At 53.1% G+C, this 21,560-nt stretch carries 16 protein-coding genes and 2 riboswitches; of the genes, 10 read left to right on the forward strand and 6 right to left on the reverse strand.

The features are described 5' to 3' along the window. Positions 1-22: 22 nt before the first annotated feature. Entirely contained in the window at positions 23-2,899 is a 2,877-nt protein-coding gene (gene uvrA / locus R50912_RS30075; RefSeq protein ID WP_042240115.1) for an excinuclease ABC subunit UvrA, read from the reverse strand. A gap of 483 nt (positions 2,900-3,382) precedes the next feature. Further along, the gene (gene uvrB / locus R50912_RS30080; RefSeq protein ID WP_042140176.1) at positions 3,383-5,374 is read right to left on the reverse strand and encodes an excinuclease ABC subunit UvrB; all 1,992 of its coding nucleotides are present in this window, start codon (positions 5,372-5,374) and stop codon (positions 3,383-3,385) included. 179 nt (positions 5,375-5,553) lie between these two features. On the opposite strand from uvrB, the gene R50912_RS30085 reads away from it, so the two are divergent. The 3 genes from R50912_RS30085 to R50912_RS30095 all read left to right on the forward strand — a co-directional run bounded on the left by R50912_RS30085 (position 5,554) and on the right by R50912_RS30095 (position 7,949). Further along, the gene (locus R50912_RS30085; protein ID WP_042240117.1) at positions 5,554-6,342 is read left to right on the forward strand and encodes a flagellar motor protein; all 789 of its coding nucleotides are present in this window, start codon (positions 5,554-5,556) and stop codon (positions 6,340-6,342) included. Continuing rightward, a complete protein-coding gene (locus tag R50912_RS30090; protein WP_042240120.1) occupies positions 6,339-7,232 on the forward strand; it encodes an OmpA/MotB family protein in 894 nt (297 codons plus the stop codon). The genes R50912_RS30085 and R50912_RS30090 overlap by 4 nt, the downstream gene beginning before the upstream one ends. An 84-nt stretch (positions 7,233-7,316) precedes the next feature. Further along, the gene (locus R50912_RS30095; RefSeq protein ID WP_042240123.1) at positions 7,317-7,949 is read left to right on the forward strand and encodes a hypothetical protein; all 633 of its coding nucleotides are present in this window, start codon (positions 7,317-7,319) and stop codon (positions 7,947-7,949) included. Between the two features lie 86 nt (positions 7,950-8,035). Here the strand turns inward: R50912_RS30095 and gcvH are convergent, their stop codons facing one another. Next, entirely contained in the window at positions 8,036-8,428 is a 393-nt protein-coding gene (gene gcvH / locus R50912_RS30100; RefSeq protein ID WP_042240125.1) for a glycine cleavage system protein GcvH, read from the reverse strand. Between the two features lie 184 nt (positions 8,429-8,612). Continuing rightward, a riboswitch (glycine riboswitch) is annotated at positions 8,613-8,708 on the forward strand. A gap of 3 nt (positions 8,709-8,711) precedes the next feature. Next, a riboswitch (glycine riboswitch) is annotated at positions 8,712-8,811 on the forward strand. A 135-nt stretch (positions 8,812-8,946) separates the two neighbouring features. Between gcvH and gcvT the strand changes: the two genes are divergently transcribed. The 3 genes from gcvT to gcvPB are packed head-to-tail and all read left to right on the forward strand — an operon-like array spanning position 8,947 to position 12,877. After that, complete coding sequence (gcvT, locus tag R50912_RS30105) at positions 8,947-10,068, forward strand: glycine cleavage system aminomethyltransferase GcvT (RefSeq protein ID WP_042240127.1); 1,122 nt, start codon at positions 8,947-8,949, stop codon at positions 10,066-10,068. Further along, positions 10,068-11,420 (forward strand): aminomethyl-transferring glycine dehydrogenase subunit GcvPA, encoded by a 1,353-nt coding sequence (gcvPA, locus tag R50912_RS30110; RefSeq protein WP_042240130.1) that lies wholly within the window; start codon positions 10,068-10,070, stop codon positions 11,418-11,420. The genes gcvT and gcvPA overlap by 1 nt, the downstream gene beginning before the upstream one ends. Then, positions 11,417-12,877 (forward strand): aminomethyl-transferring glycine dehydrogenase subunit GcvPB, encoded by a 1,461-nt coding sequence (gcvPB, locus tag R50912_RS30115; RefSeq protein ID WP_042240133.1) that lies wholly within the window; start codon positions 11,417-11,419, stop codon positions 12,875-12,877. The genes gcvPA and gcvPB overlap by 4 nt, the downstream gene beginning before the upstream one ends. Positions 12,878-12,994: 117 nt before the next feature. Here gcvPB and R50912_RS30120 read toward each other — a convergent pair whose 3' ends face one another. Continuing rightward, positions 12,995-13,801: a helix-turn-helix domain-containing protein gene (locus R50912_RS30120; RefSeq protein ID WP_042240135.1), complete on the reverse strand. Its 807-nt coding sequence runs from the start codon at positions 13,799-13,801 to the stop codon at positions 12,995-12,997. Between the two features lie 216 nt (positions 13,802-14,017). Here R50912_RS30120 and R50912_RS30125 point away from each other — a divergent pair, with 216 nt between their 5' ends. The 4 genes from R50912_RS30125 (at position 14,018) to R50912_RS30140 (ending at position 17,230) form a co-directional block, all read left to right on the forward strand. After that, positions 14,018-14,368: a hypothetical protein gene (locus R50912_RS30125; RefSeq protein WP_042240138.1), complete on the forward strand. Its 351-nt coding sequence runs from the start codon at positions 14,018-14,020 to the stop codon at positions 14,366-14,368. Positions 14,369-14,571: 203 nt separating this feature from the next. Further along, positions 14,572-15,588, forward strand: coding sequence for an ABC transporter ATP-binding protein (locus R50912_RS30130; protein ID WP_042240141.1), 1,017 nt, complete (start codon positions 14,572-14,574; stop codon positions 15,586-15,588). A gap of 15 nt (positions 15,589-15,603) precedes the next feature. Then, positions 15,604-16,413 (forward strand): ABC transporter permease, encoded by an 810-nt coding sequence (locus tag R50912_RS30135; protein WP_231637735.1) that lies wholly within the window; start codon positions 15,604-15,606, stop codon positions 16,411-16,413. 19 nt (positions 16,414-16,432) lie between these two features. Beyond that, positions 16,433-17,230 carry an ABC transporter permease gene (locus tag R50912_RS30140; RefSeq protein WP_042240144.1) on the forward strand — a complete coding sequence of 266 codons (798 nt, stop codon included), beginning with the start codon at positions 16,433-16,435 and terminating at the stop codon, positions 17,228-17,230. A gap of 344 nt (positions 17,231-17,574) precedes the next feature. Here the strand turns inward: R50912_RS30140 and R50912_RS35415 are convergent, their stop codons facing one another. Together R50912_RS35415 and R50912_RS30145 are read right to left on the reverse strand one after the other, a co-directional pair. Then, positions 17,575-17,748, reverse strand: a complete 174-nt coding sequence (locus R50912_RS35415; protein WP_197073002.1) for a hypothetical protein — start codon at positions 17,746-17,748, stop codon at positions 17,575-17,577. A gap of 635 nt (positions 17,749-18,383) precedes the next feature. After that, positions 18,384-21,407: an efflux RND transporter permease subunit gene (locus tag R50912_RS30145; protein ID WP_042240145.1), complete on the reverse strand. Its 3,024-nt coding sequence runs from the start codon at positions 21,405-21,407 to the stop codon at positions 18,384-18,386. Positions 21,408-21,560 lie beyond the last annotated feature (153 nt).

Below are 21,560 nucleotides of genomic sequence, written 5' to 3' on the forward strand. Positions count from 1 at the left end.
TTAAGCTTGTAGCTTCCTCCGGTTACACCGTATCAGAGGTCTGAAGTTCAAGCGCCTGAGTGCGTTCGGTGTCGCGGATGAGGACTGGCTTCAGATACCGGCCTGTGTAGGATTCCTCGACCGTAATCAGCTTTTCCGGCGTTCCGGTCGCAAGCACTGTTCCTCCTCCGCTTCCGCCTTCCGGCCCCATATCAATAATATAGTCAGCAGTCTTGATTACATCGAGGTTATGCTCAATGACCAGGACCGATTCACCAGAATCCACCAGACGGTGCAGCACCTCAAGCAGACGGCCAATGTCATCTACATGCAGGCCGGTTGTCGGCTCATCCAGAATGTACAGCGTCTTGCCGGTACTCCGGCGGTACAGCTCGGAAGCCAGCTTCACGCGCTGCGCTTCACCACCGGACAGGGTTGTCCCCGGCTGGCCGATGTTGATATAGCCCAGACCCACATCAAGTAGCGTCTGCATTTTGCGGTGGATACGCGGGATATTCTTGAAGAATTCCGTTGCATCCTCGACGGTCATCTCCAATACATCGGAGATACTCTTGCCTTTATATTTCACTTCCAGCGTTTCGCGGTTATACCGTTTGCCCTTGCAGACTTCACAAGGCACATACACATCCGGCAGGAAGTGCATTTCAATCTTGATAATCCCGTCTCCCCGGCAAGCCTCACAGCGGCCGCCCTTCACATTGAAGCTGAAGCGCCCCTTCTGGAAGCCGCGTACCTTAGCCTCATTGGTCTTGGAGAACAAATCGCGGATATCATCGAACACGCCTGTATACGTGGCCGGATTGGAGCGTGGTGTACGTCCGATCGGGGACTGGTCAATCTCAATTACTTTATCCAGATTCTCCAGACCGCGGATTTCTTTATGCACACCGGGACGGACCTTGACGGCCTTGTTGAGCTGGCGTGCCAGGCTCTTATAGAGAATTTCGTTAATAAGCGAAGATTTGCCGGAACCGGATACTCCGGTTACTGCTGTAAAGACACCAAGCGGAATCTTCACATTTACATTCTTCAGATTATTCTCTTTAGCCCCGCGAATCTCTATCCAGCGCTCATTATCGGTAGGCCGGCGTGTCGAGGTAACAGGGATAAATTTGCGTCCGCTTAAGTATTCACCAGTCAGGGAGTTCGGATCGTCCATAATCTCCTGAGGTGTACCTTGAGCAATTACCTGTCCGCCATGTATTCCGGCACCGGGACCAATATCGATAATATAGTCGGCAGCCATCATAGTATCCTCATCATGCTCAACGACGATCAGAGTGTTGCCCAGGTCGCGCATATGAGCCAGCGTAGCAATCAGCCGGTCATTATCCCGCTGATGAAGCCCTATGCTCGGCTCATCCAGAATATACAGGACACCCATCAGACTGGAGCCAATCTGTGTAGCCAGCCTGATCCGCTGCGCTTCACCGCCGGATAACGAGCCCGCTGCGCGGCTAAGGGTCAGATAGTTCAGCCCTACATTTACAAGGAATCCTAAGCGGCTGCTGATTTCCTTAAGAATCAGGTTAGCGATGGCCGTTTCTTTCTCACTGAGCTTGAGATTCTCGAAGAAGTCCAGACAATCTCCGATCGAAAGATCCGTAACATCGGCAACATTCTGCTGATTAATCGTCACAGCCAGAATCTCTTTCTTGAGTCTTTTGCCTTTGCAGACATGGCATGGCTTGGCGCTCATGAAGCCTTCGATAAACTCACGGATGCCTTCGGAGGCAGTATCGCGGTAACGGCGCTCCAGATTCGGGATGATCCCTTCAAAAGCAACAAGTGCATCCTTGCGCTGGCCAAAGTCGTTCTCATAACGGAAGCGGATCTTCTCGCTGCCCGTTCCGTGCAGCAGCTTGGCCATATGCTCCGGCGACAGGCTGCTGACAGGAACATTCTGCGGAATTTTGAAATGCTCACATACCGACTTCAGGAACTGCGGATAGTAGTTCGATGTACTGCCTGTCCAGGCTAAGAATGCACCTTCTTCGATGGACTTTTCCGCATCCGGGATCAACAGATCCGGATCGACTACCATCTTCACACCAAGCCCGTCACATTCCGTGCAGGCACCAAACGGGCTGTTGAACGAGAACATACGCGGAGCAAGCTCTTCTATACTGAACCCGCAGATTGGGCAGGCAAAGCTTGCGCTGAATAAAAGCTCTTCCTGGCCCATCACATCGACCAGAATCTGACCGCCCGACAGCTTCAGTGCAGTCTCCAATGAATCGGTAAGACGGGTCTCTATATCATCCTTAATGACAATCCGGTCAACAACGACTTCAATTGTATGCTTCTTATTCTTCTCCAGTACAATATCTTCCGTAACTTCGCGAAGCTCACCGTCAACACGCACACGAACGAAGCCTTGCTTGGAGATATCCGTGAACAAGCCTTTATGTTCACCCTTACGGCCAGAAATCACAGGGGCCAGAATCTGCAGGCGGGTCTTCTCCGGGTATTGCATAATCCGGTCCACCATCTGTTCAACAGTCTGTGATGTAATCTCTATACCATGATCCGGACAATGGGGATGCCCTACCCGGGCAAACAGCAGCCGCAGATAGTCATAAATTTCTGTAACCGTACCTACGGTCGAACGCGGGTTACGGCTTGTGGTCTTCTGGTCAATCGATATTGCCGGGGATAGCCCGTCAATGGAATCCACATCCGGCTTCTCCATCTGACCCAGGAACTGGCGGGCATAGGCAGACAGCGATTCAACGTAACGGCGCTGGCCCTCAGCATAAATCGTGTCAAATGCCAAAGATGATTTACCCGAGCCGCTCAGTCCCGTCAGCACGACGAAGCGGTCACGCGGAATCGTTACGTCGATGTTCTTGAGATTATGTGCCCTTGCACCCTTGATTATTATACTTTCGTTCGCCAACGGTACCTCTCCTTTATAAAAACCTATTAAAATGGAAAAACATTTAGCAAAATATTTTCGATCCCTCCCAAACCCTCCCTTCCAAGGGAGGGCCCCAAGGGTTGCACCCTCTGGACACCCGCAAGCTCGGCGGAAAGAGTTAGGACTGGGATGGAATCGGCTACTGGGGCAATAGGAGCGCTAGTCCCTACGGGACCGCTATACTATAGGCGCAGGATAGGGCTCGCGGTATGCTGCAGCGGGCCGACAACCGCTGTTCCTGCGGAATGCGCGAACTGCAGCTGTTCCTTCGGAATGCGCTAAGTGCGTAACTGCAGGCTGTCCCTACGGGATGCGTAAACTGCAGCTGTTCCTTCGGAATGCGCTAAGTGCTTAACTACAGGCTGTCCCTACGGGATGCGCGAAGGGCAATCTATCTTCAAAAAGAACGGCCAGTGAAGCGCCGTTCCGTGATCATTAAGTGTAAGTGCTGGCGGGGCCAGCTTACTCGGCCCGCAGTTCAAGCAACGCATCACGCAGCTCGGCGGCGCGTTCGAATTGCAGGTTCTTGGCCGCGTCCTTCATCTCGGCCTCCAGACGCTGCATCAGGCTCTGCTTCTCTTTCTTATTCAGCTTGCCGCCGGCGCCGGTGAGATAATCGGCCTTCGACTCTGCCACTTTGGTGGCCTCGATGATGTCACGCACTTTCTTGTTGATTGTCGTAGGCGTGATGCCGTGCTTCTCATTATGGGCAATCTGAATTTCACGGCGGCGCTGGGTTTCGCTCATCGCCTTCTCCATGGAATCCGTAATGCGGTCGCCGTACAGAATGACACGTCCATCAGAGTTACGGGCCGCCCGGCCGATCGTCTGAATGAGCGAACGCTCGGAGCGGAGGAAGCCTTCCTTGTCAGCATCGAGGATGGCGACAAGGGAGACCTCCGGCAGGTCAAGACCTTCTCTTAACAAGTTAATGCCCACCAGTACATGAAACGTACCGAGCCGGAGATCCCGCAGGATGGCCATCCGCTCCAGCGTCTTGATATCAGAGTGCATATAACGCACCTTAATCCCGATTTCCTTGAAGTAATCGGTCAGATCCTCAGACATCTTCTTCGTAAGTGTTGTAACGAGCACACGCTCATCACGCTCTACACGGTCACGGATTTCACTAATCAGATCATCGATCTGGCCCTCTGTAGGGCGTACTTCGATGATCGGGTCCAGCAGGCCGGTAGGACGGATAATCTGCTGCACCATAGTATCGCAGTGCTCCATTTCGTATGGTCCCGGTGTAGCAGACACATATACAATCTGGTTCACTTTCTCTTCGAATTCCTCGAACTGCAGCGGACGGTTATCCAGCGCGGACGGCAGGCGGAAGCCATGCTCCACCAATACTGTCTTACGCGCACGGTCACCATTGTACATAGCCCGGATCTGCGGCAGCGTTGCATGGGACTCATCAATAACAATCAGCATATCATCCGGGAAGTAATCCATTAAGGTATATGGAGTCGCTCCCGGCTCACGGAAGGTAAGCGGGCCGGAATAGTTCTCGATACCGGAGCAGAAGCCTACTTCCTTCATCATCTCAATATCATACCGCGTCCGCTGCTCCAGGCGCTGGGCTTCCAGCAGCTTGCCCGCATCACGAAGCACGGCCAGCCGTTCCTCAAGCTCCCGCTCAATGTTGATAATAGCTACACGCATTGTTTCTTCCTGGGTAACAAAGTGCGAAGCCGGGAAGATCGCGATATGATCGCGCTCGCCAATCAGCTCTCCTGTGAGAACATCAATCTCCGTAATGCGCTCTATCTCATCCCCGAACAGCTCCACACGAATCGCATGCTCCCCCTGTGAAGCCGGGAAGATCTCAACCACATCGCCGCGTACCCGGAACGTCCCGCGTACGAAGTTAATGTCATTACGCTGGTACTGGATCTCCACGAGCCTGCTCAGAATCTGATTGCGCGGCTTCTCCATCCCTACCCGCAGTGTCAGCAGCATACTTCCGTATTCCTGCGGCGAACCGAGACCGTAAATGCAGGACACACTCGCAACAATAATAACGTCACGCCGTTCGAACAGCGAACTGGTGGCGGAGTGCCGGAGCTTGTCAATTTCTTCATTTATGCTGGAATCTTTCTCTATGAAGGTATCGGAGGAAGGAATGTACGCCTCAGGCTGGTAGTAATCGTAGTAACTGACGAAGTAGTCAACGGAATTGTTCGGGAAAAATTCTTTGAACTCACTTGCCAGCTGCGCAGCAAGCGTCTTGTTGTGCGCAATAACTAGCGTCGGGCGGTTCAGTTTGGAAATCACTTGTGCGATGGTAAAGGTCTTGCCTGTACCTGTCGCTCCCAGCAGCGTCTGGTGCTTCTTGCCCTGCCGGATGCCGTCCAATAATTCTTCTATGGCATGAGGCTGATCGCCCTGGGGTGTATACTCGGACTCCAGTTCAAATGTCTTTGTACTGACGACAATATCACTCATTTGCCCGTCTCCCCTCTATCGTCTAAAATATGAATATATTATAATTGTGGCCCTAATGATTCCCCATCCATACCGTACTGAAAAATATGGAAGATAGGAATACACGTTCCCGTTTATTATACAGCGTTGACCAGATTGATGCAAACCATAATATATAGAAATTTAAGGAGCCTGAACTTATGGATATCACTTCAATTATCGGCCTGCTGGCAGGCATTGCCGCAATGATTGGCGGCTTTCTCTGGGAGGGAGGAAGCTTATCGGGCCTGCTGCAGCTGAATGCCGCGCTTATCGTATTTGGAGGTACGCTTGCCGCTGTACTCATCAGTTTCCCGGCCTCCAGATTACGCAGTGTCCCGGCGGCTCTGCGCCTGGCATTCGGCAGACATCCCGATACCACCCAGAAGAAGGCCGAAGAGCTGATCTCCATGGCTGCAATTACTCGGCGCGGGGGTGTGCTCGCACTGGAGAAGAGAGCGGAGGAGCACCCCGATACCTTTACCCGCGAAGGGCTGTTTCTTATTGTTGACGGCACCGATCCTGATCAGGTCCGGCAAATTCTTGAACTGGAGATGGACGCCAAGGAACTGAAGTATGAAGGCTATGCCAAAATTTTCGAAGCCGCCGGCGGCTATGCTCCCACTATGGGCATCATCGGCACCGTAATGGGGTTGATACGGGTACTCAGCAATCTGACGGACCCTTCTAATCTGGGGGCCTCGATCGCCGTAGCTTTTACAGCAACGCTCTATGGTGTAGCCAGTGCTAATCTTATATTTTTACCCATCGCTTCCAAAATCAAATCCCGCAGCCAAAGCGAACTGGGCAGCATGGAGATGCTGCTTGTCGGTATCCTGTCCCTGCAGAATGGGGATCATCCGCACCTGGTCCGCAAAAAACTGACCGCCTTTATTCCCGATGTCTCTCCGGGGCGCAGCAGCAAAAACAACCAGGGAGAGCCGCTATGAGACAAAGAAACCGCCGCCAGCGGCGTAATGGAGGTAAGGAGAGCAGGGACCGCTGGATGATTACCTATGCGGATCTGATTACGCTTCTGCTCATTTTTTTCATCATCCTATACGCCATGAGCAGTCTGGATACGCAAAAATATGCGATCGTTACCGGTTCATTATCTGATACCTTTAAGAGCGGCAGTTCTGTGCTTGAAGGCGGAAATGGAGTGCTGGATGGTAGTCAGGGGAACACCGGGGCAGCAGTCTCGAATGAACAAGAAGCAGGCGGAAGAACCGGTGGCGGTCTTTCTTCCGGGGGCAATGTGAAGGAGAATGGTTCGAACGGAACCGGGACAGGCACGGATACGTCCGGTCAAGAGGGGGAAACTGCAGAACACCAGCCTTCGGCGCGTGAGCTCGCTTTTCGTGAGCAGGAGGCCAAACTGGCCGCGCTTATGGGTGTAATCACCAAATACGTGGAAGATAATAACCTTGGCGAGCAGATCTTTGTAGCGGATAAACCGCAGGGCATTGCCATCACGCTTAGCGACCGGTTCCTGTTCGATGCTGGCAAAGCCGAGCTGAAATCACCTGCCCTACCGGCACTGCGCCAGCTCTCCGGCCTGTTCCGCGGAATCGGTGCCACGATCAGCATCGAAGGCCATACCGACAATGTTCCGGTAACCGCTGCTTCAGATTACACGGATAACTGGGAGCTATCCGGCGCCCGCGCACTCTCTGTACTGCGCTTCTTCCTGGATAACGAGGGGCTTAGCCCCGATACTTTTCAGTATGCCGGTTACGCGGATACCAGACCTGCCTACGATAACGCTACCGTTGAAGGGCGGCAGAAGAACCGCCGGGTTGAACTCATTGTCCTGCGGCAGCTTCAGGAGGAAGAATAACACGTATCTGCAAGCGAATCAGCTCAGAAATCTGCAGATGAGAAGGCACGGCAACCATTTGCTAGTATAAGGAGATTGAACGCTATGCAGACTACAAACGGAACGACACCGGATGCCACCCGTTTTCTCTATTTTCTGCGGCAGCTGGTTTCGCTGATCATGATTGTTTTTGCTCAGGGAATCATCACCTTCTTCATTGGTTTATTATCTGTATTTATGATGTTCTTCTCCTCCGATTACTTCTGGGGCGACCTAGCCCATGTGTATCCACCCGATAAACTGATGTATATAGGCATAGACTTCCTTATTGCCGGCGCAGCCTTTGCCCTGCCCTGGCTCGGGGTCTGGTGGATGCTCTACGGGCTGTCCGAGGATGGACGCATCCGCTGTTTCCCACTTCTTTTACTCTTTGCCTATCTGACATTTGTGATCCTCTTTCTGCAGATCAATCCGGTCTATAACCCGGAAGCCATGATCCCTTCCTCCGCCGGGGAATCCACCTTTCTGGTCTGTATGGGCATGTCTGCCGTGGTGCTTTTCCCGTTTTATTCGGCCGGTGTGTATTACTTCGTACTTAAACCCAATACCCGTCCCAGAAAAAGATACCGGTTCCTATTGCTGTGCCTTATCTTTGCCGTTGCCGGTCTGGCTCTGCTGCCCGCCCTTTGGCACTTGGCGCCAAGTATTTATCCGGGGCTGCTTAGCTTTCCGGAGTGATACAGAAACGAAAAAAGACAGACCTCTCACATTAGTGACATCTAATGTAATAAGAGAAGCCTGCCATGTTCATCTGTGCGTAAAAACTATTCCCCAACCAATTCCTTATAACCAGCCGCATCCAGCAGGCCCGATACTGCATCCGCGAACTCACCATCAAGCTCCAGCTCAAAAATCCAACCGCCGCCGTATGGCTGATCATTGATCAGCTCCGGGCTGGATTCGAGTGCGTCGTTGATCTTGGTTACCTTGCCGGATACCGGCGAGTACAGCTCCGACACCGTCTTGACAGACTCGATACTGCCTACGCTATCGCCCGCGGAAATGGCTGCGCCGACTTCAGGAAACTCAACAAACACGATGTCGCCCAATAAATGCTGCGCATGATCCGTAATTCCCACACGTACTACGCGTCCTTCACCCTGCTGTGCCCATTCATGCTCTTCGCTGTATAGCAGGTTGTTAAGCACTTCACTCATTTCAAAGCCGCCTCTTTTCCACATTTGGAGTTCTAAATTTAGTTATAGCCTAAGTTATCACCTTGCCTAATGTCAATATAACTGACAGGAAAATTAAATTTGTCATCTTTTTGACGTTTTTTGATTGACAGCGTGCTTGTAAACCCGGTTTAATGGAGTCAGTAGAAAAACATATGGTTTGCGAATGATGGCATAGGGAGAGACTGACCCTCAGGGGCAGCGCCGAAGGAGTAAGCCCGGGATGGGTGAATCTCTCAGGCAAAAGGACCTTTGCCGGACGCATCTCTGGAGAGCATCCACAGCCTGGACAACAGGAAACGGATCACCAACGGGGAAACCTGCGGGCAGGATAGCAGGGTAACTCTCAGGTACAAAGGACAGAGCGAAAGTCAATTTATGCGTTAGTGCATAATGGCTTTCGCCTGTCCTTTTTTATATTTTTAGCTGAAACAGATACTGCGCTTATAAGGCGGCATTACCGTTTCTGCTTACATGTAAACAGACTAAGGGGTGACACGATGGAGTCTTTGAGAAGAACGCCTTTTTATGATCTCTATGCCGCTTATGCGGAGTCCAGATGCATTGATTTCGGCGGCTGGGAGCTGCCGGTGCAGTTTACTGGCATCGTTAAGGAACATGAAGCAGTCCGCCAGCAGGCCGGACTGTTTGATGTATCGCATATGGGTGAATTCATGGTTGACGGCAGCGGCGCTGAAGCCTTCCTGCAGCAGATGACCACCAATGATGTCAGCCGCCTAGCAGACGGCGCAGCGCAGTATACCCTGATGCTCTATCCGAATGGCGGCGTAGTAGATGATCTGCTGGTGTACCGCCTGGGCCATGAGCGCTACATGCTGGTCGTCAATGCCTCCAATATCGACAAGGACTTCCAGTGGCTGGAGGAGCATCTCACCGCTGAATTCAGCGGTGTCAGCCTGAAGAATGTCTCTGATGAGACGCTGCTGCTCGCTCTGCAGGGTCCGCTGGCTGAGATGATTCTGGCCGAAGTTACCTCTGCCCCGCTTGCAGAGCTGAAGCCCTTCCACTTCATCGAACACGCCGAGGTCTGCGGCGTTTCTGTACTGCTCTCCCGCACCGGCTATACCGGTGAGGACGGCTTTGAGCTGTACGCCCCCGTCCACACAGCGGCTGCACTCTGGAATGGTCTGCTGGCCGCAGGCGCGCCGCATGGCCTGACCCCTGCCGGACTCGGCGCACGCGACACGCTCCGCTTCGAAGCCAAGCTGCCGCTGTACGGCCAGGAGCTCTCGGCGGATATTACGCCGCTCGAAGCGGGTGTCCAGTTCTTCGTGAAGCTGGACAAAGCCGGTTTCATCGGCCGCGATGCCTTGCTGAAGCAGAAGGAAGCCGGCCTCCCGCGCCGCCTTGTGGGGCTTGAAATGATCGACCGCGGGATTCCCCGCTCCCATTATCCCGTATATGCAGACGGTGTGAAGATCGGTGAAGTCACAACCGGTACCCAATCCCCGACGCTGAAGCGGAATCTTGGACTTGCCCTGCTGGATGCTGCCTATACTGAGATCGGCACAGAGGTGTATGTGGAGATTCGCGGCAAGCAGCTGAAGGCTGCCGTGATCAGAGCCCCGTTCTACAAAAAGATCCAAGGAGTGAAGCCGTAATGAAGCACCGCTATCTGCCTATGACGGAGCAAGACCGCGCAGAGATGATGGAAACTGTAGGGATTCAGTCCATCGATGAACTATTCGCTGATATCCCTCAATCTGTCCGCTACCAGGGAACGATGCCAATGTCCGGCCCGCTGGACGAATATGCGCTGCTGCGCCATATGAAGGGTCTGGCTGACAAGAATGCCGACTTTGATACCCATGCCAGCTTCCTTGGCGCCGGACTCTATGACCACCACATTCCTGTTGTCATTAACCATATTATTTCCCGTTCAGAATTCTATACCGCCTACACCCCCTATCAGCCGGAAATCAGCCAGGGCGAGCTTCAGGCAATCTTCGAATTCCAGTCCTATATCTGTGAGTTGACCGGCATGAAGGTCGCTAATGCAAGCATGTACGATGGTGCAACAGCCTTCTCCGAAGCAGCCGTGCTTGCCGCAGGCGCCACAAAACGCAAGAAGCTGATTGTCTCCCGTACAGTTCACCCGGAAGCCCGCCAGGTGCTGCGCACTTCCGCCAATGCCTGGGGCCTGCAAATCGTGGAGATCGATTATAAGGACGGAGTTACCGATCTTGCCAAGCTGGCTGAGGCCATTGATGCCGATACCGCCGCCGTTCTGGTCCAATCGCCCAACTTCTTCGGCGGCATCGAGGATCTGCGCCAGATTGAGCCACTGATCCATGCGGTCAAGGGCCTCCTCGTGGTCAGCGCGAATCCCATTGCACTCGGCGTGCTGGAAACCCCAGGCAAGCTGGGCGCCGACATCGTAGTCGGCGACGCACAGCCGCTGGGGATCGCCGCATCGCTCGGAGGACCAACCTGCGGATTCTTCGCGGTTGCTGAACCGCTGATGCGCCGCATGCCGGGCCGGATCGTCGGCCAGACCGTTGACCGTAACGGCAAACGCGGCTTCGTGCTAACGCTGCAAGCCCGCGAACAGCATATCCGCCGCGAGAAGGCGACGTCGAATATCTGCTCCAACCAGGCGCTGCTGGCGTTATGCGCTTCCGTCTACTTGTCCGTGATGGGCAAGGAGGGCATGCGTGAGGTTGGCGAGCTGAACATCCGCAAGAGTCATTATGCCGCAGGAAGGCTGGCTGAAATCACCGGTGCAGAACGCGTCTTCACAGCCCCGTTCTTCAATGAATTTGTCCTGAAGCTCCCGGAAGGGAGCAGCGTCAGTGAAGTGAACTCCAAGCTGCTGAAGGCAGGTTATCTGGGCGGCTATGATCTGGGCCGCGAGTATCCCGAGCTGACCGGACATATGCTGGTTGCCGTGACTGAGAAAAGAAGCAAGACCGAAATTGACGAATTCGCCACTGCACTGGAGGGCTGTATATGAAACCGGAACAAACCCTGATCTTTGAATTAAGCCGTCCTGGCCGCTCGGCTTACTCATTGCCGCTATGTGATGTGCCTCAGGAAGAGAGCATCAGCTCACTGATTCCTGAGGGCTTGCTCCGCAGCGAGCTCGTAGTGCTTCCGGAGGTATCCGAAGTGGATGTTATCCGCCACTATACCGCCCTGTCCCGGCGTAACTTCGGGGTCGATAACGGCTTCTATCCGCTAGGCTCCTGCACGATGAAATATAATCCGAAGATCAATGAAGATGTCGCCCGCTTCACCGGCCTCTCCAAGATCCATCCGTACCAGCCGGAAGAGAGCATCCAGGGTGCGCTTGAGCTGATGTATACACTGCAAAAGGATCTCGCCGGACTGACCGGCATGGATGCCGTCTCCCTGCAGTCTGCAGCTGGTGCCCATGGCGAATGGACCGGCCTGATGATGATCCGCGCCTACCATGAGAGCCGCGGCGAAGTCCGCACCAAGGTCATCGTGCCGGATTCCTCGCACGGTACCAACCCGGCCAGCGCCGCAGCCGCCGGACTCGACACCGTCACCATCCCTTCCAATGATAAGGGAATGGTCGACCTCGAAGCACTGAAGGCGGCGGTCGGCAGCGACACCGCCGCGCTGATGCTCACGAACCCGAGTACACTCGGACTGTTCGAGACGCAGATTGTAGAGATCGCCGCGATTGTCCATGAAGCCGGCGGACTGCTCTATTATGACGGAGCGAACTCCAACGCCATCATGGGCATCACCCGCCCGGGCGATATGGGCTTCGATGTGGTCCATCTCAACCTGCACAAGACAATGAGTACTCCGCACGGCGGCGGCGGCCCGGGAGCCGGACCGGTCGGCGTGAAGGCGAAGCTGATTCCTTTCCTGCCCCAGCCGTCGGTTGTGCAGAACGAAGACGGCAGCTTCTCGCTTGACTCCGGCGGGCCGCAATCTATTGGCCGCGTCAAAGCCTTTTATGGCAACTTCGGGATTCTCGTCCGCGCTTACGCCTATATCCGTACCTACGGCCCGGACGGACTGCGCGAGGTATCCGAGAACGCTGTGCTGAATGCCAATTACATGATGCACCGGCTGGCACCTTATTTCGAAATTCCATTCCCGGGTGTCTGCAAGCATGAATTCGTCATGTCCGGCAGAAACCTCAAGCAGTACGGCGTACGTACCCTGGATGTTGCCAAACGGCTGCTCGACTTCGGCTACCATCCGCCGACTGTGTACTTCCCGCTGACCGTAGAGGAATGTATGATGATCGAGCCGACTGAAACCGAAAGCAAGGAAACGCTTGACGGCTTCATTGAGACGATGATTCAGATCGTTAAGGAAGCGCAGGAGACACCGGAGATCGTAATTAATGCACCGCATACTACGGAGATCAGCCGTCTGGATGAGACCCAGGCCGCGCGGAAGCCGGTACTGAACTGCTCCTGCGGCTAACCGTCACTGGCGGCAAGCGCAAGCGAAATAACAGCAACGCAAATAAATAGCCGGGCAAGCGATACGCTAGTATCACTGCCCGGCTATTCTTATGTATATATAGGCTTTGCGCGCCTTCTATGGCGTAAGCCGTTTGACGAACTGGAAGCGGTCATTCACCCGCATTTTACTGTAGATACTCTTCAGCATATTCCGAACCGTGCCTTCACTGATGCCCAGATCACTCCCGATGTGCAGCGCGCTTTTCTCAAGTAACCATAGCCGTGCTACATCCTGCTCCCGCGCTGTCAGCTTATATTCCTGTAAAGTCGCTTCCAGGCGGTATTGCTGCATCTCCGGGTTCTTCTCCATCCACTTCTCCATAATATTCTCGGCAATCTGCTGCACGAACGGAATCGCGAATTCAATCGGTTCTCCTCTATTAAAAGAAATGTCCACATATCCGAAGACAGTATCCTCATTCTGCAGCGGAGCACACACACAGTTCCAGTTCTGGAAGGCCTGGTCGGAATGCTCCGCTCCCCGCACTACCCCGATGCAATTCATCTCCATGGCCAAGGATACGGCATTCATGCCCGAGCGCTGCCTGCATAAGCTAACCCCCGGACGCAGCTCCGCCTGTTCCATCTCCTCCCGGGTAACCGGAGAAGAACAGACCAGCTCCAGAATGGTACCCGCCTTGTCCGTCAGGAATACAACATAAGGAATAGAGAGCAGCTGGCTTAATTTATTCATTTCACTGCGGATGGAAGATATCATGGCTCTATGATAGATGTGCTCTTTCGATTCTTCTGGAAAAGAAACCCCGGACTGCCCGCTATGTAATTCGATTTGCTGTGCATCAAGCGGCCGGAAAGCTTCAAGCTGCTGTGCTTCCAAATCTCCGGGCACGCTCCATGCTCTCGATTGTTCAAAGATTCTCACGACGATCAGCCTCCATTATTACCCTATCCTACTACAACCGATTTTAAAATAATGTATTATAACATACAATCACGGAATAAAGAACATTCAGCATTGGACCTGTAAATGAATCTGCAAGCGCTGTAAAATAGAAAAATCTGCAATCAAAATTCACAAGTGAAGACGGCTATATTGTCCTGTAATAAGGACCTTACCGTTTCAGTAAGGAGGTTCTACATGCTTCGCATCGGCTATATCTCGGTATTCCTGAATCTGGCAACCGCTATGGTATCGTTCATGCGCTTCGGCAATAATGATGCGCTGGCGATCATGATCAGCTACACACTAATGTTCTTCCTGGGTTACAGGCTGCTCCGCTCCAAAAGCAATCTGGCCCTAATCCCGCTGCTAACAGTCAGCTGCTCCTTCCTGATGTACAACGTGGTCTATGTTCTATTGAAGCAATTACAACTCATAGACCTGTACGCTATAGACTGGAGACTTGAAGTTCAGCTGGTACTGCCACTGTTCATAGGGTACCTCCTCAAAGCCATCCTCGAGCGAAGCGGCAAATCCCGGTTAGTATGATCAACACGGGTAGCCGCTTTTTTTGCAGTATCATTCGCCATAATAGTCTAAATAAATATATTCATTCGATGGATTGTGATAGTTTTCGACATTGCCGCAGTGATATATTTATTCATACGTCTTTTACATAGATTGGGATTCATCAATTTATATGCTGCAAACAAGCGAACGCGCTTTCAAAGTAACTTTCAGGAGGGTTAGCCTTGAGTATTATCGAAGCCAGAGGGCTGAGTAAGTCCTTTATGCAGGCAGTGAAGGAGCCGGGCCTCACGGGAGCGGTTAAGCACCTGTTCCTCCCCCGGCATATCGAGAAGATGGCGGTTAAACCGCTGAATCTGCGTGTGGAAGCAGGCGAGACGGTAGCTTATGTGGGCCCGAACGGCGCCGGCAAATCCACCACCATCAAAATGCTGACTGGAATCCTCATGCCCTCAGCCGGCACTGTTTCTGTAAACGGTATCAATCCGTACAAAAAAAGAATGGACAATGCCGCCCAGATTGGCGCCGTGTTCGGCCAGCGTACCCAGCTGTGGTGGGATATCCCGATTGTGGAGTCTTTCTCGCTGCTGAAGGATATTTATCAGATTCCTGGCGCCGTCTATAGGGCGAATATGGAGCTGTTCACTGAAATGCTTGGAATGAGCGAGTTCATCCATCTCTCTGCCCGGAAGCTCTCCCTGGGTCAGCGGATGCGCGCCGATCTGGCCGCAGCCCTGCTGCATAACCCGCCGATTCTGTATCTGGATGAGCCGACGATCGGCCTTGACGTATCCGTGAAGCAGAAAATCCGCGAGTTCATCAAACAGATCAACCAGGAGCAGAACACTACAGTGATGCTGACCACCCATGATCTGGGGGATATTGAGGATCTGTGCAAACGGCTGATTATCATCGACCATGGGGCGATTATTTATGACGGCAGCCTGAGCGAGGTTAAGGCCCGTTTTGCCAAAAACCGTGTCATCTTCTTTCAGGTCGGATCACCGATGCCGGAGTTATACGCGCAGCTCGCGCAGACACCGGGAATGAAGCTTGCGCAGCAGAGCGCGCAGGAATTCTCGGTCTCTTTTGACCGGTACGAATATACCGCCAGTGAAGTGGTGGGCCGGGTGATGAGATATGGCGAGGTTGTCGACTTCCGGATGGAAGATACTAATATTGAGCAGGTCATCAAGGCCGTCTATGACGGCAATCTGGATCTGACCGGAACCAGGGAATAAGGAGGCTTACACACAATGATGACTGCTGCCCAGTTTAAAATGTACAGAAGTATCGCGAACCGCTCCCTGCAACGGGTGTTGGCCTACCGGATTTCTTACATCATTACCTTTCTGGCGAACTCTATCAATCTGCTGGCCATTTACTTCCTGTGGCAGGGCATTTACAGCGGGCGGGAAGTGGTAGGCAGCTATACCTGGGACCAGATGAAAACCTATCTGCTGGTTACCTTTCTGGCCAACTCCGTGTTGTCCTGGTATTCGGAATCGGCTATTTCCGGCAAAATCCTTGACGGCAGCGTTGCTGTCGACCTACTGAAGCCGATCGATTTCCAGACCGCAAGGTTCGCGGAAACCTTGGGCTCGAGCCTGCTTGAAGGCGGCATGAGTACGGTCCTGCTGATCCTGTTCGCCACCTTCCTGACCGGAGTCACCTTTCCGGGTTCGCTCTCTGTCTATATTTTGTTCGCAGTCAGTCTGCTTGGTGCAATCGTGGTGAAATTCGGCGTTGTCTATCTGGCGGCACTTTTATGCTTCTGGTCCACCGGATCGATGGGCATCGTCTGGACACGGATTGCTCTGACCAATCTCCTGTCCGGAGCTTTGGTGCCCCTGGCCTTCTTCCCGGACTGGCTGGAAAAGCTGGCGCTCCTGCTGCCCTTCCAGGCCATCATCCACACGCCGTCGATGATCTTTCTGCAGCAGGCCGATACCGGGGAGAGTCTGCGCCTGATCGGTATCCAACTTTTCTGGGGGGCAGCACTCTGGATTGCCGGCAAGGCAATGTGGAGCTGGGCGGTACGCCAGGTGACCATCCATGGAGGCTAAGGCTGGAGGAGGCCGCAGAATGAAAATGTCCCAGATGCTCTACCTCTACAAACGGCTGTATGTGCAGCAGCTTAAAGCGATTTTGGAATATAATAAGGACTTCTATATTTTGATGTGCTCTGCCGCCTTGACACAGATTCTGGGGTTTGTCTTCCTCTGGGTGATCTATGACCGGATTCCGGATATTAACGGCTGGAGGTTCTGGGAAGTTACATTTATGTACGCCATGATCTTTCTGACGGAGGGCATCGGCTCTTTGTTCTTCGAAGGCACCTGGCGTCTGGGCAGACTGGTCAACATGGGCGAGCTGGACCGTTATTTGCTGCGGCCGGTGCCCGTTGTCCTTCAGGTATTCTGCACCGGGATCGGCATCAACGGACTTGGCAATCTGCTGATCGGCGGAGTGATCGTCTGGCAGTCGCTCATTCATAGCCCGGTTCACTGGACGCTGGGCAAAGCGGCCATTCTAATCCTGCTGTTTATTACTGCAGTCATCATCCGGGTATCGATCAACCTCGCGGGGAATTCCGCCGCCTTCTGGATCCGCAATGCGGGCAACGCGTTTCCGCTGATGGTGCATAACCTGTCCGATCTGGCCAAATACCCGATTACCCTGTTTCCGCAGGCGATCCGCATCTTTATTTCTACTGCGCTGCCCTATGCGTTCATCAGCTTTTATCCGGCAACCTATATTTTCGGCAAAAGCGGATGGTCCGGCTGGTGGCTGCTCGCTCCTGTTGCGGCAATAGGAAGCGCGGCTGCGGCTTATGGTATCTTCCGGTATGGATTGTCTAAGTATGAGAGTACGGGGAATTGAACGTCCGTTAAGTTATAAAAAGTCTAGTTTTGGAGTAGGATCAGTGGTAGTTCATTGGTGAACGCTCCGCAAACGGAACGTTGTTCCAATCGCTGTTGTGTCCAGATTTTTTGATTTTACCTTATCGGTGAAAATCCGGACACAAAGGCGACCGCTAACGCTTCTACACAATCGTTCCGTCCGCTCCGCTGTTTAAGCGGGAATCGGGTTTACACCTTTAAACACATAAATGCCTGAACACCTGAACACTGTAAAAAAAGAGACCTCCCTATAAAACTGGAAGTGCTGGCATCCAGTTCAATAGGGAGGTTTCTTTGTGCATACTGATTGTATTTCTGCTTTGCCTACTGTGCAGTAAATTGTCGCTTACCCAGATCTAACTCATATACATGTGGCTCCGGTTCAGGATCACCGCCAGCGCCAACCGGCGGGTACACATCCGCTTCCTTGAAGCTGATCTTATCGAACTCCAGAACATGATCGGATAGCCGCACGAATAAGAATGCAGGCAGCTCCAATTTTAACTGATCCAGAGCTCTCCCCTGTAGATGGTGTCGTAGCAGACAACCTGCAATTCAAGCAAGGTATCCCGCTGCTGAAGTCGTATTTCCTGAAAATCCTGCCCAAAATACAACAATCTCCTCATCAAAACGGCTGTAATCCAAAATTGTTGTACAAAAGACAACAATCCTCTTCATCCCGACGCCTTATCGGGACAATTCTTGCATTTCATACAACAATCGTCATGATTACCCTGAAATCTATGGAGCCAAGTTATAATACGTACAACATTTTTGCATACACAGTGTGATCTTGTGATTCTTCATCTCGCCAGCACCAGATCTGGTATGCATAATGAAGGATTCCACTGGTCAGACCCCCTTAGCGCAGGATCAGTTACTTGCTTCAAGTGGGGCTGTTTTGGACGAAGCTGACGAAGAAGACTCCACTGCCGCATCGCAGACGGCGAAGAGCAGTGCGGACAATCCCGCACTGCTCTGATTAGTGCTCTCACTACTGCTACCAATTCCCATTGCTGTCCCAATAACTACTTTCCGCTACTACTTTCCGCTACTACTTTCCACTACTATTTTCATCAACTACTACTTCCAGCTATGTCCATCCCGTTCTCTTCTTGCAGCTACTTCCCCAATCAGCTAGGCAGATCCGTTGACGCCACAGTTCCGGCTGCGGCAGCCTTCTTGCGTTCTTTGGAGGATTTGCGGAAATAGAGCAGCTCATAGATTGCCGGAACTACGAGCAGCGTCAACAAGGTTGCCGCAGTCAGGCCGCCGATAACTACAATGGCCAGACTCTGCGAGACGATGCTGCCCTGCTCGGACTGCCCGAACAGGAGCGGCAGCATGGCGCAGACGGTAGCAATGGCCGTCATCAGAATCGGACGCATCCGCGTCCCGGCCGCTTCAAGAATAGCTTCGCGGACCGTCATATGCTCCTCATTATGCTTAATGCGGTCGATCAACACAATCGCATTGGTGACCACGATGCCGATGAGCATTAATGCGCCGAACAATGCGGTGAAGTCAGGGGTCACACCCGAGATCAGCAGGGCTACGATGGCACCGATTGCTGCGAGCGGCAGGGAGAACATGATCGCCAGAGGCGCACGCAGCGTCTTGAAGGTCAAAACCATGATCAGGTATACCAGACCAATCGAGATCAATGCGGTCATGCCCAGGTCGCTGAAATCTCCGGCCTGATCGGCCGAGGCACCGCCTGCGAACAAGGTTACTCCCTCTGGCAAGGTAATGCTGTCAGTCTCTGCTTTAATATCTGCACCGATCTCCGAGACCCGCTTCAGATCTGCCTCTGCGGTAATCCGTACATAAGGCTTGCCGTCTTTATGATACAGCATTGCCGGCTGGTCGGTGACCGTAAGCTCTGCCACTTGTGACAGCGGCTGCGGGCCGGCGGATGTCATAAGCGTAATCTTCTGCAGATCCTGCTGCGATGCAGGCTGGACCACTGGCTCCAGCACTACTGCGGCAGGGGAACCATCCAGCTCAATCTGGCCCAGCGGAACCGGGTTCAGCATCGCACTAAGCTGCATGGAGATTTCCTGGGCATTCGCCACAGCCGGATCTACTTTGAACGCAAACACCGGCTTGGTATCCTCCATGTTGCTGGCTACTTTCCCTACGCCTTCGATTGTTTTCACTTTGGCAGCGACTTCCTTGGCAACCGCATTAATGGCCGGAAGATCATCGCCCACAATATCAATGTATTCATTGGTTGAGCTGGAGCCCATCATACTGGCTGCTCCCACGGTCAATGTTGCTCCGTCATAGGAAGACTGCATACTGCGGACATGATCCATGAACGCCTGGGCATCGGTATCTTCCTTCATCATGACGGTATAATCCACTTGGGTCAGCGACACCACACTGCCCCATTGTGCCGAATCCGCGCTGTTGCCGGATTGCATAATGACGACCTCCGCCTGCGGCTGCTTCATCAGCTCAGCTTCCAGCTGCTTGCCGTTCTCCAGCACCTCTGAGACCGGAACATTATTCGGATAGACCAGTTGAACGGTTACTGTGCTGGCATCTGTAGCATCGAGCGCGCCTTTGGGCATCGTGACATAGGCGCCGATGGAACCCACGAGCAGCAGCAGTCCGAGGGATAACGTAATCCACTTCCGCTGCAAATTCCACTCCAGGAAGCGTCTGAACTTGCGGGAAGGCTCATGCTCCTTCAAAGAGGAGCCTTTCAGCAGCAAGGAGCTGAGCAGCGGTACTACCGTTAAGGCAACTATAAGCGAGGTCAGCAGTGAGTAGGTGACCGTCAGGGCAAACGGCAGCAGGAAGGCTTGCAGCCCACCGCGCAACAGGCCCATCGGCAGGAATACTGCCACCGTTGCAATCGTCGAGGTAGTAATCGCCCGGGCAACCTCCCCGGTTGCGCTGATTACCATCTCACGGGACAAGCTCTCTTTTTGCATCCGCCGGTAAATGTTCTCGATCACCACGATACTGTCATCGACCAGCCGTCCAACCGCAACGGCAACGCCGCCCAGCGTAACTATATTCAGCGTGATCCCGGACACCTTCAGCAGGTACAAGGTAACCGCCAGTGATAACGGAATGGAGATAGCCGTAATCAGCGTTGCCCGTACATTGCGAAGGAAGATCAGGATCACAATCGTGGCGAATAAAGCGCCGAGCAGCACCTCACGCAGCATGCTGTTTACCGAAGTCACGACCATATCCGAAGTGCTGAAGATCATGGATACCTCGGCATTTTTGACGCTGGTGCTAAGCTCCTCTGCTGTACTACGCACCTTGTCACCCACATCCACCGCGTTGGCACTTGCTTCTTTGGTGATAATGAGGAACAGGACATCCTTGCCGTTCGAGCGGCTCACACTCTCTTGGTCCAGCTTGGGCTCGACAGCAGCAATATCTCCTAGCGTTACTCCCGCTGCCACCGGCAGCTTTTGAAGTGTATCGACGCTCTCAATGGATGAAACCACGTTCACATTGCCCGTTTGGCCGCCAATCGTCTGCTCACCCACAGATGCCGATACGCTGCGGCCCTGAAGCAATCCCATAACCTGCGCCGTGTTTACTCCCTTCGCCGCCATTGCTGCCGGATCAAGCTTCACCCGGACCTGCGGAGAAGTTTTGCCGTAGAGGGCGACGCTCGCTACACCATCAATTTTTTGCATCTCGGGGAGGATCTTGTTCTCGGCAATCTCCAGATTCTCCTTGGTGAGCCCTTCATCGAACGATACAGTGACCTGCGACACAGGAATCATCGAGGTATTCAGCTGAATGATGAACGGGTCCATCACGCCTTGCGGGAATTTCAGGGCATGAACTGCCTTCTCAACCTCCTGCGCTGCTTCCTTCATATTGGTTTTGCCGTCAAAATAAATATCCACCTTGGCATAGCCGTCAGCGGAGGTGGACATCTGCTCCGTCTTGCCTTTCACCAGTGAGGTCGCAGCCTCAATCGGCTTCGTCACTTGTGTCTCCATCGCATGCGCATCCTGGCCCGGACCCAGGACCGCAACGGTCACCTGAGGATTATCTGCCTCCGGCATGAATTCCATCGGCAGCGAGGTATAACTCATGATACCGACCACAAGCGCCATAACCACCAGCAGCCCGACTGCCCCCTTATTGCCAAACGACCATTTCGTAAGCCATGTCATTTCTTTTACCCCTTCCATCTCATCAAATGTATTGAACTCTTTATGTCTGTTCTCTTATGTATGAGCTGCAGATTCTTGCTTAAGTGTAGAAGCTTTGGGCTGATGCCAAAACGGTCCGGCGGAGGGTTTCGTTCTCGGTCTTAAGGCGGGTGC

Origin of the sequence: Paenibacillus sp. FSL R5-0912 (assembly GCF_000758605.1) — a bacterium.
Taxonomy (GTDB): Bacteria; Bacillota; Bacilli; order Paenibacillales; family Paenibacillaceae; genus Paenibacillus_AQ.